Annotated in this window: 13 protein-coding genes; 4 read left to right on the top strand and 9 right to left on the bottom strand. The window is 66.1% G+C overall.

All coding sequences use genetic code 11. From position 1 onward, the window contains the following. Positions 1-170: 170 nt before the first annotated feature. The 5 genes from ispH to murJ all read right to left on the bottom strand — a co-directional run bounded on the left by ispH (position 171) and on the right by murJ (position 7,128). Positions 171-1,121: a 4-hydroxy-3-methylbut-2-enyl diphosphate reductase gene (ispH, locus tag ACZK3J_RS05815; RefSeq protein ID WP_032127579.1), complete on the bottom strand. Its 951-nt coding sequence runs from the start codon at positions 1,119-1,121 to the stop codon at positions 171-173. A gap of 27 nt (positions 1,122-1,148) precedes the next feature. Continuing rightward, entirely contained in the window at positions 1,149-1,673 is a 525-nt protein-coding gene (lspA, locus tag ACZK3J_RS05810) for a signal peptidase II (protein WP_032127580.1), read from the bottom strand. Further along, positions 1,673-4,504: an isoleucine--tRNA ligase gene (gene ileS / locus ACZK3J_RS05805; protein ID WP_478476541.1), complete on the bottom strand. Its 2,832-nt coding sequence runs from the start codon at positions 4,502-4,504 to the stop codon at positions 1,673-1,675. Before ileS ends, lspA begins: the two co-directional genes overlap by 1 nt. Continuing rightward, on the bottom strand, positions 4,501-5,448 hold the full coding sequence (locus ACZK3J_RS05800) for a bifunctional riboflavin kinase/FAD synthetase (protein ID WP_032127582.1): 948 nt from the start codon (positions 5,446-5,448) through the stop codon (positions 4,501-4,503). The genes ileS and ACZK3J_RS05800 overlap by 4 nt, the downstream gene beginning before the upstream one ends. Before the next feature lie 75 nt (positions 5,449-5,523). Continuing rightward, positions 5,524-7,128 carry a murein biosynthesis integral membrane protein MurJ gene (gene murJ, locus ACZK3J_RS05795; RefSeq protein WP_049462332.1) on the bottom strand — a complete coding sequence of 535 codons (1,605 nt, stop codon included), beginning with the start codon at positions 7,126-7,128 and terminating at the stop codon, positions 5,524-5,526. A 117-nt stretch (positions 7,129-7,245) separates the two neighbouring features. Here murJ and rpsT point away from each other — a divergent pair, with 117 nt between their 5' ends. Next, on the top strand, positions 7,246-7,515 hold the full coding sequence (rpsT, locus tag ACZK3J_RS05790; protein WP_005408560.1) for a 30S ribosomal protein S20: 270 nt from the start codon (positions 7,246-7,248) through the stop codon (positions 7,513-7,515). Between the two features lie 206 nt (positions 7,516-7,721). On the opposite strand, the gene cgtA is transcribed toward rpsT, so the two are convergent. From cgtA to rplU, 3 genes are all read right to left on the bottom strand, one after another. After that, the gene (cgtA, locus tag ACZK3J_RS05785; RefSeq protein WP_049398916.1) at positions 7,722-8,774 is read right to left on the bottom strand and encodes an Obg family GTPase CgtA; all 1,053 of its coding nucleotides are present in this window, start codon (positions 8,772-8,774) and stop codon (positions 7,722-7,724) included. 177 nt (positions 8,775-8,951) lie between these two features. Then, the gene (gene rpmA, locus ACZK3J_RS05780; protein ID WP_005415704.1) at positions 8,952-9,215 is read right to left on the bottom strand and encodes a 50S ribosomal protein L27; all 264 of its coding nucleotides are present in this window, start codon (positions 9,213-9,215) and stop codon (positions 8,952-8,954) included. A gap of 18 nt (positions 9,216-9,233) precedes the next feature. Then, positions 9,234-9,542, bottom strand: a complete 309-nt coding sequence (rplU, locus tag ACZK3J_RS05775) for a 50S ribosomal protein L21 (RefSeq protein ID WP_005408557.1) — start codon at positions 9,540-9,542, stop codon at positions 9,234-9,236. Between the two features lie 339 nt (positions 9,543-9,881). Between rplU and uvrA the strand changes: the two genes are divergently transcribed. From uvrA to ACZK3J_RS05760, 3 genes are all read left to right on the top strand, one after another. Beyond that, on the top strand, positions 9,882-12,875 hold the full coding sequence (gene uvrA / locus ACZK3J_RS05770) for an excinuclease ABC subunit UvrA (protein WP_478476540.1): 2,994 nt from the start codon (positions 9,882-9,884) through the stop codon (positions 12,873-12,875). Further along, on the top strand, positions 12,875-13,282 hold the full coding sequence (locus tag ACZK3J_RS05765; RefSeq protein WP_006424673.1) for an acyl-CoA thioesterase: 408 nt from the start codon (positions 12,875-12,877) through the stop codon (positions 13,280-13,282). Before uvrA ends, ACZK3J_RS05765 begins: the two co-directional genes overlap by 1 nt. A gap of 98 nt (positions 13,283-13,380) precedes the next feature. Further along, positions 13,381-14,106 (top strand): hypothetical protein, encoded by a 726-nt coding sequence (locus ACZK3J_RS05760; protein ID WP_049462330.1) that lies wholly within the window; start codon positions 13,381-13,383, stop codon positions 14,104-14,106. Positions 14,107-14,347: 241 nt separating this feature from the next. Here ACZK3J_RS05760 and ACZK3J_RS05755 read toward each other — a convergent pair whose 3' ends face one another. Continuing rightward, positions 14,348-14,794: a copper chaperone PCu(A)C gene (locus ACZK3J_RS05755; RefSeq protein WP_478469419.1), complete on the bottom strand. Its 447-nt coding sequence runs from the start codon at positions 14,792-14,794 to the stop codon at positions 14,348-14,350. Between the last annotated feature and the right edge of the window lie 19 nt (positions 14,795-14,813).

Below are 14,813 nucleotides of genomic sequence, written 5' to 3'. Positions count from 1 at the left end.
ATGCTAGGCCTGTGCGATGCAGGGCCCCATGGCCAAAGGTCATGGGCGCGCGCCCATTCGTGCATGCACAGAAGCGTGCGAACCAAGGTTCGCACCCACCTTGCGCTGGTTCGCACCCACCAGAGCAGTTTCAGTAGATCCACGCCATGCGTGGATGAGGCGCTTCCCGGTCAGTCGACCAGGCGCAGGCGCAGTTCCTTCGGCAGCGCGAACACCATCGATTCCGGTTCGCCGTCCAGCTCGCCCACGCCGTTGGCACCCAGCTCGGCCAGCCGCGCCAGCACGCCATCGACCAGTACCTGCGGCGCCGAGGCACCTGCGGTCACGCCGATGTGCTGCTTGCCAACCACCCACTGCGGGTCGATCTCGTGCGCGCCGTCGATCAGGTACGACTCCACACCCTCACGACGGGCCAGCTCGCTCAAGCGGTTGGAGTTGGAACTGTTCGGCGAGCCGACCACCAGCACCAGGTCGCAGCGCTTGGCCAGATCGCGCACGGCGTCCTGGCGGTTCTGCGTGGCGTAGCAGATGTCGTCGTTCTTCGGGCCCTGCATCGCCGGGAAGCGCTCACGCAATGCATCGATGATGCCGCGCGTATCGTCCACCGACAGCGTGGTCTGGGTGGTATAGGCGAAGTTTTCCGGCTGGTTGATGTGCAGCGTGGCAACCTGCTCGACATCCTCGACCAGATAGATCTGGCCGGTGCCGGCTTCGCGGTTCCACTGGCCCATGGTGCCCTCCACTTCCGGGTGACCGGCGTGGCCGATCAGCACCACGTCACGGCCGGCACGGCAGTGGCGGGCCACTTCGAAGTGGACCTTGGTCACCAGCGGACAGGTGGCGTCGAACACCTTCAGGCCACGACGCTCGGCCTCCTGGCGCACGGCCTGGGACACGCCATGCGCGCTGAAAATGACCGTGTTGTTGTCCGGCACTTCATCGAGTTCCTCGACGAAGATCGCACCGCGCTGCTTCAGGTCGTCGACCACGAAGCGGTTGTGCACCACTTCATGGCGGACATAGATGGGCGCGCCCAGCGTTTCGATCGCGCGCTTGACGATCTCGATCGCACGATCGACGCCGGCACAGAATCCACGCGGGTTGGCGAGCAGCACATCCATCAGTTCAGTCTCCCGGCAGCGGCCGGCTTACGGTTTCGGGTTGGCATTATCCGCCTTTTTGGCGGACTTGCCGTCGAACAGGCCAAACAGGGCGATGCCGATGGCACCCACCACGATGGCCGAATCGGCGATGTTGAACGAGGGCCAGGTGTAGCTGCCCACGTACCACTGGATGAAGTCGACCACATGGCCATGCACCTGGCGGTCGATCACGTTGCCGATCGCGCCGCCGATGATCAGCGCGTACGGCACCGCGGCCTTCCAGTTGCCGCGGGCAGTGCTACGCAGCCACCAGGCCATCAGGCCGCTGATGACGATCGCCAACACGGTGAAGAAGTGTTTCTGCCAGCCACCGGCGTCGCTCAGGAAACTGAACGCGGCACCAGTGTTGTAGGTGCGGTACCAGTTCCAGAAGCCGTCGATGACCACCACCGGCTGGAACTCCGGCAGGCTCGACAACACCCAGGCCTTGGACCACTGATCCAGGCCGATGATGGCCACCGACAGCAGCAGCCAGACCAGGGCGTTCGGATGCGGACGGGGCGCGGCCATCAGAACCAGCTCCGCAGTTCGCCGGCACCGGTGATGTTGCTCACGCAGCGGCCGCACAGTTCCGGGTGGTCGGCGTTGCTGCCGACGTCGGCGCGGTGGTGCCAGCAGCGCACGCACTTGGCCTTGGTGGTCGGCTGGGCGCTGACGAACACCTCGTCGGTGGTCGCCGGGCGCACCTGCACGTCGCCACTGATGAACAGGAAACGCAGTTCATCGGCCAGCGGCTGCCAGCGCGCGGCCTGCTCTTCGCTGGCGGCGATCGTGATTTCCGCTTCCAGCGCGGCACCGATCGCGCCGTTGGCACGCATCGGCTCGAGCACCTTGGCCACCTGCTCGCGCACGGCCAGCAGCTGATCGAAGTCGGCGGCGTTGAGCTGGGCATCAGCCGGCAGCGGCGCCAGGCCGTCGTACCAGGTGGTGAACAGCACATGGCCGGCATGCTCGCCCGGCAGATAGCCCCACAGCTCGTCGGCAGTGAAGGTCAGGATCGGCGCCACCCAGCGGGTGAACGCTTCGGCGATGTGGTACATCGCGCTCTGTGCCGAACGGCGACCGTGCGAATCGGTCGGCATCGTGTACAGGCGGTCCTTGGTCACGTCCAGGTACAGCGAGCCCAGGTCCACGCTGCAGAAATTCAGCAGCAGCTGCACGATCTCGGCCATGTTGTAGCCGTCGTAGGCCGCCTTGATCTTCTCCTGCAGCTCCCACGCGCGATGCACGATCCAGCGGTCCAGCGCGACCATCTGCTCGAGCGGCTGCAGGTGCTGGGCCGGATCGAAACCGTCCAGGTTGCCGAGCAGGAAGCGTGCGGTGTTGCGCAGGCGACGATAGGCGTCGGCGTTGCGCTTGAGGATCTCCTGCGACAGCGACATCTCGTTGCTGTAGTCGGCCGAGGCGATCCACAGGCGCAGGATGTCCGCGCCCAGCTTGTTCATGATGTCCTGCGGCTCGATGCCGTTACCCAGCGACTTGGACATCTTGCGGCCGTGCTCGTCCACGGTGAAGCCGTGGGTCAGGCACTGCTTGTACGGCGCGCGCTTGTCGATCGCCACGCCGGTCAGCAGCGAGGACTGGAACCAGCCGCGGTGCTGGTCGGAACCTTCCAGGTACAGGTCGGCCGGCTTGCCGAAGCCACGCGTCGCAAGCACGCCTTCATGGGTCACGCCCGAGTCGAACCAGACGTCGAGGATGTCGGTGACCTTCTCGTAGTCGGCCGCTTCGGCGCCCAGCAGTTCAGCAGCATCCAGCGAATACCACACGTCGATGCCCTCGGCCTCGACGCGGTCGGCGACCTGCTGCATCAGCTCCACCGAACGCGGGTGGATCTCGCCGGTCTGGCGATGGGTGAACAGTGCGATCGGCACGCCCCAGGTGCGCTGGCGCGAGATGGTCCAGTCCGGACGACCGTCGACCATGCTCTGGATGCGCGCCTTGCCCCAGGTCGGGAACCAGCCGACGGTATCGATGGCGGCCAGCGCATCGTTGCGCAGGTTGGCCTTGTCCATCGAGATGAACCACTGCGGGGTGGCGCGGAACACCACCGGCGTCTTGTGGCGCCAGCAGTGCGGGTAGCTGTGGCGGATCGGGTGGAAGGCCAGCAGCGAACCGTTGTCGCGCAGCACGCTGACGATGGCCTCCTGCGCCTTCCACAGGTGCTGGCCGGCCAGCACCACGTCACCGGCCGGCGGGGTCGATTCCAGGTACACGCCACGGCCGTCGATCGGGGTGACCTGGCCGGCGTTGTACTTGTCCAGCAGGCCGTACTTCTGGCTGACCACGAAGTCTTCCTGGCCGTGGCCGGGGGCGGTGTGCACCGCACCGGTACCGTCCTCGTCGGAGACGTGGTCGCCGTTGAGCACCAGGATCTCGCGCTCCGAGTAGAACGGGTGCGCCAGCAGCTGGTTCTCCAGCGCAGCACCGGTGGTTTCACCGTGCAGCACCACGTTTTCGACGCCATAGCGCTGCAGCGCGCGCTCGGCCAGGGCCGCGGCCAGCACCAGCCAACGGCGCTTGCCGTTGTGCGCCGGGCCTTCGGCCAGCACGTAGTTGATCTCCGCGCCCAGCGACACCGCCAGCGAAGCCGGCAGCGTCCACGGGGTGGTGGTCCAGATCGGTACGGCCACTTCCACATCGGCCGGCACGCTCACACCGAACGCCTGGCCGATGGCCTGCGCATCGCGCGCGGCGTAGGCAACGTCGATCGCCGGCGATTCCTTTTCCTGGTATTCGATCTCGGCCTCGGCCAGCGCCGAGCCACAGTCGAAGCACCAGTACACCGGCTTGGCGCCACGCACCAGGTGGCCATTGGCCACGACCTTGGCCAGCGCACGGATCTCGTTGGCTTCGAAGTCGAAGCTCAGGGTCTTGTACGGGTTGTCCCAGTCGCCGGTCACGCCCAGGCGCTTGAAGTCCACGCGCTGGATGTTGATCTGCTCTTCGGCGAACTCGCGGCACTTCTGGCGGAATTCGACGGCGTCGAGCTTGGTGCCGACCTTGCCCCACTTCTTCTCGACCGCGATCTCGATCGGCAGGCCGTGGCAGTCCCAGCCCGGCACGTAGGGCGCGTCGAAGCCGGCCAGGTAGCGCGACTTGACGATGATGTCCTTCAGGATCTTGTTGACCGCGTGGCCGAGATGGATGCGGCCGTTGGCGTACGGCGGGCCGTCGTGCAGCACGAACAGCGGGCGGCCGGCGGCGTTTTCGCGCAGCTGCTGGTAGAGCCCCTGCTCTTCCCACCGCGCCAGAATGCCCGGCTCGCGCTTGGGCAGGTCGCCGCGCATCGGGAATTCGGTGGCTGGCAGGTTCAGGGTGGTCTTGTAGTCCTGGCTCACGCAGTGGCTCGCAATCTATGTTCGGAAAGGATGGCGCGCGCCTGTTCGGCATCGCGGTGCATCTGGTCGGTCAGCGCCGCCAGATCATTGAATTTCTCTTCGTCGCGCAGCTTGGCGACGAACTCCACGTCGATGTGGCGCCCGTACAGGTCGCCCTGGAAATCAAACAGGTGCGCTTCCAGCAGCGGCTCCACGCCGTCCACCGTCGGCCGCGTGCCGAAGCTGGACACCGACGGCCACGGCTGGTCGAACACGCCGTGCACCCAGGTCGCGTAGATGCCCGACAGCGCCGGGGTCTTCGGGAACCGCAGGTTGGCGGTGGGGAAGCCCAGCGTGCGGCCGAGCTGGCGCCCACGCACCACCCGCCCGCTGATCGCGTAGGGACGGCCGAGCAGATCGCCGGCACGGGCGAAATCGCCGTCCTGCAGCAGCTGGCGGATGCGGGTGCTGGAGATGCGCTCGCCGTGCAGATCGACCGCTTCGATCTCGCCGGCGCTGAAGCCCAGCTCGGCGCCGAGCTGCTGCAGCAGGGCCAGGTCGCCGCGGCGGCGGTTGCCGAAGCAGAACTCCGGGCCGATCCAGACCTCACGCGCACTCAGGCGATTGACCAGCAACTGGCGCACGAAGGTCTCGGCCGGCATCGCCGCCATCGCCGCGTCGAAACGCAACAGGCCGATCGCATCGACGCCGAGCTCGCGCAGGATCTCGACCTTGCTGCGCGCCAGGGTCAGCCGCGGCGGCGGCGTGCCCTGGGCGAAGAATTCACGCGGCAGCGGCTCGAACGCCACGGCCACCGCGGCCACGCCCAAGGCGCGCGCGCGGGCAACCGCGTGGCGGACCAGCGCACGATGGCCCAGGTGGAGGCCGTCGAATGCACCGATACAGACCACGCTTCCGTTGGGGAACAGCTCCCCGCCCTCGACGCTTCTGAACAGCCTGCTCATCAACTCTCGTTCCGGCCCGACCGGGGCCGCTGCTTCAATGGTGTAACCCTGAAGTATAGCCGCCACGGGCCGCGATCAATGCCCACGCAGGTCGCGCGGGCGGAAGCCCATCGCCAGCATGGCCACCGCATAGGTCGCGCCACCGCCGCCGACCAGCAGCATCAGGCCACCGATACGGTGCCATTTGTCCATGACGGTGAAGTCGGGAACCCAGTGCAGCAGGGCCAACAGCACGCCGACCATGGCCGCACAGGCCAGCAGCAGCCGCACCAGGTAGCCGCCCCAGCCCGGCCGGCGCTGGTAGACATCGGTCTTGCCCAGCCAGTACCAGAGCAGGCCCAGGTTCAGGTAACTGGACAGTGCGCTGGCGATGCCCAGCGCCAGGTGCAGGCCCGGCTGCTTGCCGATGGCCGCCATCACGCCCTGCGCCTTCAGCTCGTCCGGCACCATGACCTGGTAGAGCACGGCCAGCAGGGCGAAGTTGAACACCATGTTGGCCACCAGCGCGGCCACACCGGCACGGACCGGGGTCTTGGTGTCCTGGCGGGCATAGAACGCCGGCAGCACCACCTTCAGCAGGGCGAACGCCGGCAGGCCGAAACTCAGGCCGTACACCGACAGCGCGGTCATGCGGGTATCGAAGGCGGTGAACTGGCGGTACTGGAACAGAGTGGCGATCAGCGGCTCGGCCAGCAGCAGCAGGCCCAGCATGGCCGGCACCGAGATCAGCAGGGTCATCCGCAGGCCCCAGTCCAGCGAGCGCGAGAAACCCTCGCGGTCGGTGCTGACGTGATGGCGGGCCAGCGCCGGCAGGATCACCGTGCCCAGCGCCACGCCGAACACACCCAGCGGCAGCTCCAGGAAGCGATCGGCCAGCGACAGCCACGACTGCGAGCCGTCGGTCAGCTTGGCCGCGATGAGGGTATCCAGCAACAGGTTGATCTGCGCCACCGACGAACCGAACAGGGTCGGCACCATCAGCGTCAGCACCTTGCGCACGCCCGGATGGCGCCAGCCCCAGCGCGGCAGGGTCAGCAGGTTGATGCCCTTCAGCGAGGGCAGCTGGAACAGCAGCTGCAGGATGCCGGCGGCGAGTACCGCCCAGCCCAGCGCCAGGATCTGTTTTTCCGGGGTGCCGCCCAGCCGCGGCGCCAGCCATAGCGCACCGGCGATCATGCACAGGTTGAGGATGACCGGGGTCAGCGCCGGCATCGCGAAACGCTGGAAGCTGTTCAGCGCGCCACCGGCCAGCGCGGTCAACGAGACGAACAACAGGAACGGGAAGGTCAGGCGGAACAGGTCGACCAGCAGGGTCTGCTTGACCGGGTCGGTATCAGCACCACTCGAGAATGCGACCGCCAGCTGCGGCGCGAAGATCAGCGCCAGCGCGGTGACCAGCATCAGCACGCCGCCCAGGGTGCCGGCGGTGCGGGCCATCAGTTCACGCAGCTCGGCATGGCTGCGGGTTTCCTTCACTTCCGTGAACACCGGCACGAAAGCGGTGGCGAAAGAGCCTTCGGCGAACAACCGGCGCAGGAAATTGGGTACCCTGAAGGCAACCCAGAACGCATCGGTAACCGCATTGGTGCCGAACGTGGTGGTGATCACCTGGTCACGGACAAGTCCGAGTACCCGCGAGACCATGGTCATGCTGCTGAACGACAGCAGGCCTCGCAACATCTTCGGTGAACTCACTCAGCGTCCCTCTTGACAATCGACTTGACGTGCATTTCTCGGGCCATCATACTAGCTAGCTTGCTGTTCCCATAACACCGATTTTTTCAGGAAACCACCACCGTGGCCAATATCAAGTCCGCCAAGAAGCGCGCCAAGCAGACCGTCGTGCGCAACGCGCGCAACGTGGCTCAGCGCTCGATGCTGCGCACCGCTGTCAAGAAAGTGATCAAGGCGCTGGACGCCAACGATGCCGCCGGCGCCGAAGCCGCCTTCGCCGTTGCCCAGCCGATCCTGGATCGCTTCAGCGCGCGTGGCCTGATCCACAAGAACAAGGCTGCTCGCCACAAGAGCCGCCTGAACGACCGCATCAAGGCCCTCAAGGCCGCCTGATCCGGCGTTGCCGCCCTGCCCCTTCGGGGGTCGGGCAGCAGACAAGAACCCGGCCCCGGCCGGGTTTTTTGTTGCCTGCGATCCACGCGATCCGGTAGTGCCGGCCGCTGGCCGGCAACCCATCGACGTTGCCGGCCAGCGGCCGGCACTACCACAACAAAAAAACCCGGCCGAAGCCGGGTTTTTCGCATGGAACCACAACAGCATTACTGCGCGTTGCGGGCTTCCAGCTCGTCTTCCTTCTGGCGATCGAAGAAGGCCATGATCCGGCTCATGATCGGGAAGGTACCTTCGCGGCCCAGCGCGGAAACCAGGAACCACGGCTCCTTCCAGCCCAGCTCGGCGACGATCTGTTCGGCCGCAGCCTTCGCTTCGTCTTCGAACATCAGGTCGGCCTTGTTCAGCACCAGCCAGCGCGGCTTCTGCAGCAGCTCCGGATCATGCTTTTCCAGTTCGCGCTCGATCGCGCGCACCTGCTCGACCGGGGAAATGCCTTCCACACCGCCTTCCATCGGCGAGATGTCCACCAGGTGCAGCAGCAGGCGGGTGCGCTGCAGGTGGCGCAGGAACTGCGCACCCAGGCCGGCACCGTCGGCAGCGCCTTCGATCAGGCCGGGAATGTCGGCAATCACGAAGCTGCGGTAGTTCTCCACCTTCACCACACCCAGGTTCGGGTACAGCGTGGTGAACGGGTAATCGGCCACCTTCGGCGTCGCCGCCGAAACGGCACGGATCAGGGTGCTCTTGCCAGCGTTGGGGAAGCCCAGCAGGCCGACGTCGGCCAGCAGCTTCAGCTCCAGCTTCAGCGTGCGCTCTTCGCCCGGCTCGCCCGGCAGCGCCTGGCGCGGCGAGCGGTTGGTCGAGCTCTTGAAGTGCATGTTGCCCAGGCCACCACGACCGCCCTGCGCCACCAGCAGGCGATCACCATGCCGGGTCAGGTCGCCGATGATTTCATCGGTGGCGACGTTGATCACCACGGTGCCGACCGGCACGGTGATGGTCAGGTCTTCGCCGCCCTTGCCATAGGCCTGGCGGCCCATGCCGTTCTCGCCACGCTGCGCCTTGAAGATGCGGTCATGGCGGAAGTCGACCAGGGTGTTCAGGTTTTCGTCGGCGCGGATGTACACGCTGCCGCCCGCACCGCCGTCGCCGCCGTCCGGGCCGCCGAGCGGAATGAACTTCTCGCGACGGAAGCCAATGCAGCCGTTGCCGCCGTTGCCGGCGAACACTTCGATTTCTGCTTCGTCTACCAGTTTCATTGTTTCGATGCCTGCGATGGGCGCGGCCTGCCTGCCGTCGCCTTGAATGTTATGCCAGCCACTGGCCGGCACCCCGGCCTAGCCGGTCTTGCTTTCACTCTAACGAAAAGCCCCGCCGAAGCGGGGCTCTTCATGCAGCACCCCCATGCCGAGGCACGGGTGCCGGCGATGCCTGGATCAGGCGTCGGCCGAGACGATGCTGACGGTGCGACGCTTCTTGGCGCCCTTGACCGAGAACTCCACCTTGCCGTCCACGAGGGCGAACAGGGTGTGGTCACGGCCCAGGCCAACGCCCGAACCCGGGTGGAACTGGGTGCCGCGCTGACGCACGATGATGTTGCCGGCTTCGATGGCCTGGCCGCCGAAGATCTTGACGCCCAGGTACTTCGGGTTGGAGTCGCGACCGTTGCGCGAGGAGCCTACGCCCTTTTTATGTGCCATGACTGCTTCTCCTGATGCTTAGCCGGCGATGCCGGTGATCTCGATTTCGGTGTAGTACTGACGGTGACCCTGACGCTTCATGTGGTGCTTGCGGCGACGGAACTTGATGATCCGGACCTTGTCAGCACGACCCTGGGACAGGACCTTGGCGGTGACGGCAGCGCCCTTCAGCGCATCGCCCAGCTTCACGCCGTCGCTGTCACCCAGCATCAGGATGTTGTCAAACTTGATCTCGCTGCCGACTTCGACTTCGAGCTTTTCAATGCGGAGCTTTTCGCCCTGCGCCACGCGGTATTGCTTACCGCCGGTGACCAGTACTGCGTACATGACCAGGCCTTCCTCTGTAGTTATTGTGGTCTGAGCTGCCGCCATCGAGGGCGGACAGGAGCGGAATTGTACGCAGATCAGCGGGCGCGGGTCAAGTCAACCCCTGAACGGCCTGGAAACCGGGCCCTGTAGAGCCGGGCCATGCTCGGCTGAACGGTTCGGGGTCCCGGCAGCCGAGCATGGCTCGGCTCTGCACAAAGCTGTCGGCCGGTCTCATCAGGTGAGACATCGGGCTGGCATTGTCGCCCATTGCCCCCATCTGGTCACCTCGGTAGGCTGACCGATTGCCGTTCCCTGCTGGCCCGGCACCCAGCCAACGCCCCCACAACCGGATCCCCCATGGCGATGGATTTCATCCGCATCCGCGGCGCGCGGACGCACAATCTGAAGAACCTCGACCTCGACCTGCCCCGCGACAAGCTGATCGTGATCACCGGCCTGTCCGGTTCGGGCAAGTCCTCGCTGGCGTTCGACACCATCTATGCAGAAGGCCAGCGCCGCTACGTCGAGTCGCTGTCGGCCTATGCGCGCCAGTTCCTGAGCGTGATGGAAAAGCCGGACCTGGACCACATCGAAGGCCTGTCCCCGGCCATCTCGATCGAGCAGAAGTCGACCTCGCACAACCCGCGTTCGACGGTCGGCACCATCACCGAGATCTACGACTACCTGCGCCTGCTGTACGCCCGCGTCGGCACCCCGCGCTGCCCGGACCACGGCTACCCGCTGGAAGCGCAGACGGTCAGCCAGATGGTCGACCAGGTGCTGACGCTGGACCCGGAACAGCGCTACATGCTGCTGGCGCCGGTCATCCGCGACCGCAAGGGCGAACACGCACAGGTGTTCGACCAGCTGCGTGCGCAGGGCTTCGTGCGTGTGCGCGTGGACGGCGAGCTGTATGAAATCGATGCGGTGCCGCCGCTGGCGCTGCGCCAGAAGCACACCATCGAGGCGGTGATCGACCGCTTCCGCCCGCGCGAGGACATCAAGCAACGCCTGGCCGAGAGCTTCGAGACCGCACTGAAGCTGGGCGATGGCATGGCCTCGGTGCAGAGCCTGGACACCGCCGACGCCACGCCGGCACTGTTCTCCTCCAAGTACTCCTGCCCGGTCTGCGACTACTCGCTGCCGGAGCTGGAACCGCGCCTGTTCTCGTTCAACGCACCGATGGGCGCCTGCCCCGGCTGCGATGGCCTGGGCATCGCCGAGTTCTTCGACCCTTCGCGCGTGGTGGTGCATCCGGAGCTGTCGCTGGCCGCCGGTGCGGTGCGCGGCTGGGACCGCCGCAACGCCTACTATTTCCAGCTGATCGCCTCGCTGGCCAAGCACTACAAGTTCGACGTGGACGCCGCCTGGAACTCGCTGCCGGCCAAGGTGCAGCAGGCCGTGCTGTACGGCAGCGGCGACGAGACGATCACCTTCACCTACTTCACCGAAGCTGGTGGCCGCACCCAGCGCAAGCATCGCTTCGAGGGAATCATTCCCAACCTCGAACGCCGCTACAAGGAAACCGAGTCGCCGGCGGTGCGCGAGGAGCTGTCCAAGTACATCAGCGAACAGCCGTGCCCGGAATGCCATGGTGCGCGCCTGAACAAGGCGGCGCGCAACGTGTTCGTGGCCGATCGCCCGCTGCCGGAGCTGGTGGTGCTGCCGATCGACGAGGCACTGAAGTTCTTCAGTGAACTGAGCCTGCCGGGCTGGCGTGGCGAGATCGCCGCGAAGATCGTCAAGGAGATCGGCGAACGCCTCGGCTTCCTGGTCGATGTCGGCCTGGATTACCTGACCCTGGAGCGCAAGGCCGACACCCTGTCCGGTGGCGAGGCACAGCGCATCCGCCTGGCCAGCCAGATCGGCGCCGGCCTGGTCGGTGTGATGTACGTGCTCGACGAGCCGTCGATCGGCCTGCACCAGCGCGACAACGAACGCCTGCTCGGCACCCTCACCCGCCTGCGTGACCTGGGCAATACGGTGATCGTGGTCGAACATGACGAGGATGCGATCCGGCTGGCCGACTACGTGCTGGACATCGGCCCGGGCGCGGGCGTGCACGGCGGCGAGATCGTCGGCCAGGGCACCCTGCAGGACATCCTGGAGGCACCGCGTTCGCTGACCGGCCAGTACCTGTCGGGCAAGCGCGCGATCGAGATTCCGGCGCGCCGGCACACGCCGAACCCGAAGATGACCCTGCACCTGCGCGGGGCGACCGGCAACAACCTGAAGGGCGTGGACCTGGCGATTCCGTCGGGCCTGCTGACCTGCGTGACCGGTGTATCCGGCTCGGGCAAGTCGACCCTGATCAACGACACCCTGTTCTCGCTGGCCGCCAACGAGATCAACGGCGCCTCGCACCCGATCGCTCCGTACAAGGAGATCGATGGCCTGGACCTGTTCGACAAGGTGGTGGACATCGACCAGTCGCCGATCGGCCGCACCCCGCGCTCGAACCCGGCCACCTACACCGGCCTGTTCACGCCGCTGCGCGAACTGTTCGCACAGGTGCCCGAAGCGCGTGCGCGTGGCTATTCGCCGGGCCGTTTCAGCTTCAACGTGCGCGGCGGCCGCTGCGAAGCCTGCCAGGGTGACGGTCTGATCAAGATCGAGATGCACTTTCTGCCGGACGTGTACGTGCCCTGCGACGTCTGCCATGGCAAGCGCTACAACCGCGAGACGCTGGAGATCCTGTACAAGGGCTTCAACATCAACGACGTGCTGGAAATGACCGTCGAGGATGCGCTGAAGCTGTTCGAGCCGGTGCCGTCGATTGCGCGCAAGCTGGAAACCCTGGTCGACGTCGGCCTGAGCTACATCAAGCTGGGCCAGAGCGCGACCACGCTGTCCGGTGGTGAAGCGCAGCGCGTGAAGCTGTCCAAGGAACTGTCGCGCCGCGATACCGGCCGCACCCTGTACATCCTCGACGAGCCGACCACCGGCCTGCACTTCCACGACATCGAAGCGCTGCTGGGCGTGCTGCACAAGCTGCGCGACGAAGGCAATACGGTGGTGGTGATCGAGCACAACCTGGACGTGATCAAGACCGCCGACTGGATCGTCGATCTGGGTCCGGAAGGCGGCCATCGCGGTGGCACCATCCTGGTCACCGGCACGCCGGAAGACGTGGCGGCCTGCCCGCAGTCCTACACCGGCCAGTTCCTTGCACGCATGCTGCCCTCCACCCGCGCACGCCCCGAGCAGCCGGCCGCCGTGGCCAACAAGCCCGACGCCCGCCCGCCGCGCAAGGTGAAGCCTGAAAAGCCGGCCAAGGTGGCCAAGAAGGCGGTAGCCGCCAAGAGCACCGGCAAGGCCAGCAAGAGCACGACGAAGAAGAAGGACGCCTGATGAGCAGCGAACACAAGATCCTGGCCCGCATTCCGATCAGCGTGCGCTGGCGTGACATGGACAGCATGGGCCATGTGAACAACGCCAAGTACATCTCCTACCTGGAAGAAGCGCGCGTGCGCTGGATGCTGGGTGTGGACGGTGTGTCGATGACCGACCGCATCGCACCCGTGGTGGCCGCGACCAACGTCAACTACCGGCTGCCCATCGTGTGGCCCAACGACATCCTGGTCGAGCTGTTCGTCGAGCGCCTGGGCAACAGCAGCGTGACCATCGGCCACCGCATCGTCGACCAGCAGGACGAATCGAAGCTCTATTCGGACGGCAACGTGGTGGTGGTCTGGATGGACACCCAGACCGGCAAGAGCGCGCCGCTGCCGGAAGCGATCCGCAGCGCGTCGACCTGACGCGCCTGTGGTAGTGCCGGCCGCTGGCCGGCAACCTCCAGATGTATCGCGGATGCCGGCCAGCGGCCGGCACTACCGATCCAATTCAAAGGACTGACATGATCCACCAGACTGAACTGCGCGACCTGCTGCCCGGCATGGTCGCCTTCCCCACCGATGTCTTCCCCGCCGACCAGGCCTGGCTCGGCCAGCACCTGCTGCCGCTGCTGAAGATCGACCTCGGCGTGCTGCGCCCGGAACTGGCCGGCCAGGTGGCAACGATGCTGTGCCCGATCGAGCCGTATGACGGCTGCATCGGCGAGACCACAGAAGAACACCACAACGATTTCACCGGCACCAACTGGATCGCCTTCGAACTGACCGCCGGCAACGAGATGCGCTTCCTCGGCAACGCGGGCTATTTCATCGGTGATGCGGTGCAGGACAAGGATGCGCAGGAACACATCGCGCAGATGCGCGAGAGCTACGCCAAGGCCCGCGATTACCATGCCACGCATGGCCGTCTCGCCTGCTACTCGCGCTACGGCAAGGGTGAGGCCAGCGAGCGCGATTATCTGGATACGCTGGGTGGACAGATTTCCTGCGGCAACTGGATCGAGACGGCTGACATCCCGAACGCCTTCACCCTGGAATTCACCGACGCCGCCAACGACCGGCATGCACCGGACGATGCGGAACTGGCAATCATCCGCCGCGATGGCAACGCGTTCTTCGCGGTGGCCGAAGTGGCCGGCTACAACTGGTGCGCCACCGGCGCCGATGCGATCGTGATGCTGTACGAGCCGGAAAGCCGCACGGTGCTGTTCTCGTACGACTGGTCGTAAGCCCCCTGGTAGTGCCGGCCGCTGGCCGGCATTTCGCGTCCTGCCGGCCAGCGGCCGGCACTACCGGATATTCCGTTCGCGCCCAGCGTCCTCGACGCTACGGCAGCCATCCCAATCGTCGCTTCATCCGTAGAGTCGAGCTTGCTCGACTGCTGCAGGCCGGGGCCGTCGAGCAAGCTCGACGCTACGACGGCCATCCCAACCCCTTGCGTCAGCAGCAGCGTGCCGTTTCCCCGCGCGCTTACGGCGCGGCCTTGCGCACCACCAACGTCGCGCTCGCTTCGCCACCGCCTTCCAGCTGCAGCCGCAACGGCAGCGCCTGCCCTTCCTTCAACGCGCCCTTGCCCTGCATCAGCATCAGGTGCAGGCCACCGGGCTTGAGCTCGGCGCGCGCACCCGGCGCCAGCGGCAGACGCTCGATCGCGCGCATCCGGCTGACCCCATCCGTGATCGTGGTTTCGTGCAGCGACACATCATTGAAGCTGCTGCTGGTCGCGCCAGTGATCGCCACCGCCTTGCTGCAGCCGTTGTGGATCACGCCGTAGCCGGCGGTCATCGGCATCGCCGGATTCGGTGGCAACCGCGCCCAGCCCTGCTCCACCGTGACGCAGTCCGGTTCCGCCGCCGAGACCGATGCTGCGGCCGCACACAGAACCAACAGTACGCCAACGAATGGTTTGGTTATCATCGCCCAGGTTCCTTCTTCG

It is taken from the genome of Stenotrophomonas sp. 86428_Sma (genome assembly GCF_056481585.1).
This window is presented reverse-complemented; position numbering and strand designations above follow the sequence as displayed.

Excerpts from the sequence above, each read along its gene's own strand:
- ispH (WP_032127579.1), bottom strand. The coding sequence starts at position 1,121 with ATGGATGTGCTGCTCGCCAACCCGCGTGGATTCTGTGCCGGCGTCGAT.
- lspA (WP_032127580.1), bottom strand. The coding sequence starts at position 1,673 with ATGGCCGCGCCCCGTCCGCATCCGAACGCCCTGGTCTGGCTGCTGCTG.
- ACZK3J_RS05800 (WP_032127582.1), bottom strand. The coding sequence starts at position 5,448 with ATGAGCAGGCTGTTCAGAAGCGTCGAGGGCGGGGAGCTGTTCCCCAAC.
- murJ (WP_049462332.1), bottom strand. The coding sequence starts at position 7,128 with ATGTTGCGAGGCCTGCTGTCGTTCAGCAGCATGACCATGGTCTCGCGG.
- cgtA (WP_049398916.1), bottom strand. The coding sequence starts at position 8,774 with ATGAAACTGGTAGACGAAGCAGAAATCGAAGTGTTCGCCGGCAACGGC.
- rpmA (WP_005415704.1), bottom strand. The coding sequence starts at position 9,215 with ATGGCACATAAAAAGGGCGTAGGCTCCTCGCGCAACGGTCGCGACTCC.
- rplU (WP_005408557.1), bottom strand. The coding sequence starts at position 9,542 with ATGTACGCAGTACTGGTCACCGGCGGTAAGCAATACCGCGTGGCGCAG.
- uvrA (WP_478476540.1), top strand. The coding sequence starts at position 9,882 with ATGGCGATGGATTTCATCCGCATCCGCGGCGCGCGGACGCACAATCTG.
- ACZK3J_RS05765 (WP_006424673.1), top strand. The coding sequence starts at position 12,875 with ATGAGCAGCGAACACAAGATCCTGGCCCGCATTCCGATCAGCGTGCGC.
- ACZK3J_RS05760 (WP_049462330.1), top strand. The coding sequence starts at position 13,381 with ATGATCCACCAGACTGAACTGCGCGACCTGCTGCCCGGCATGGTCGCC.
- ACZK3J_RS05755 (WP_478469419.1), bottom strand. The coding sequence starts at position 14,794 with ATGATAACCAAACCATTCGTTGGCGTACTGTTGGTTCTGTGTGCGGCC.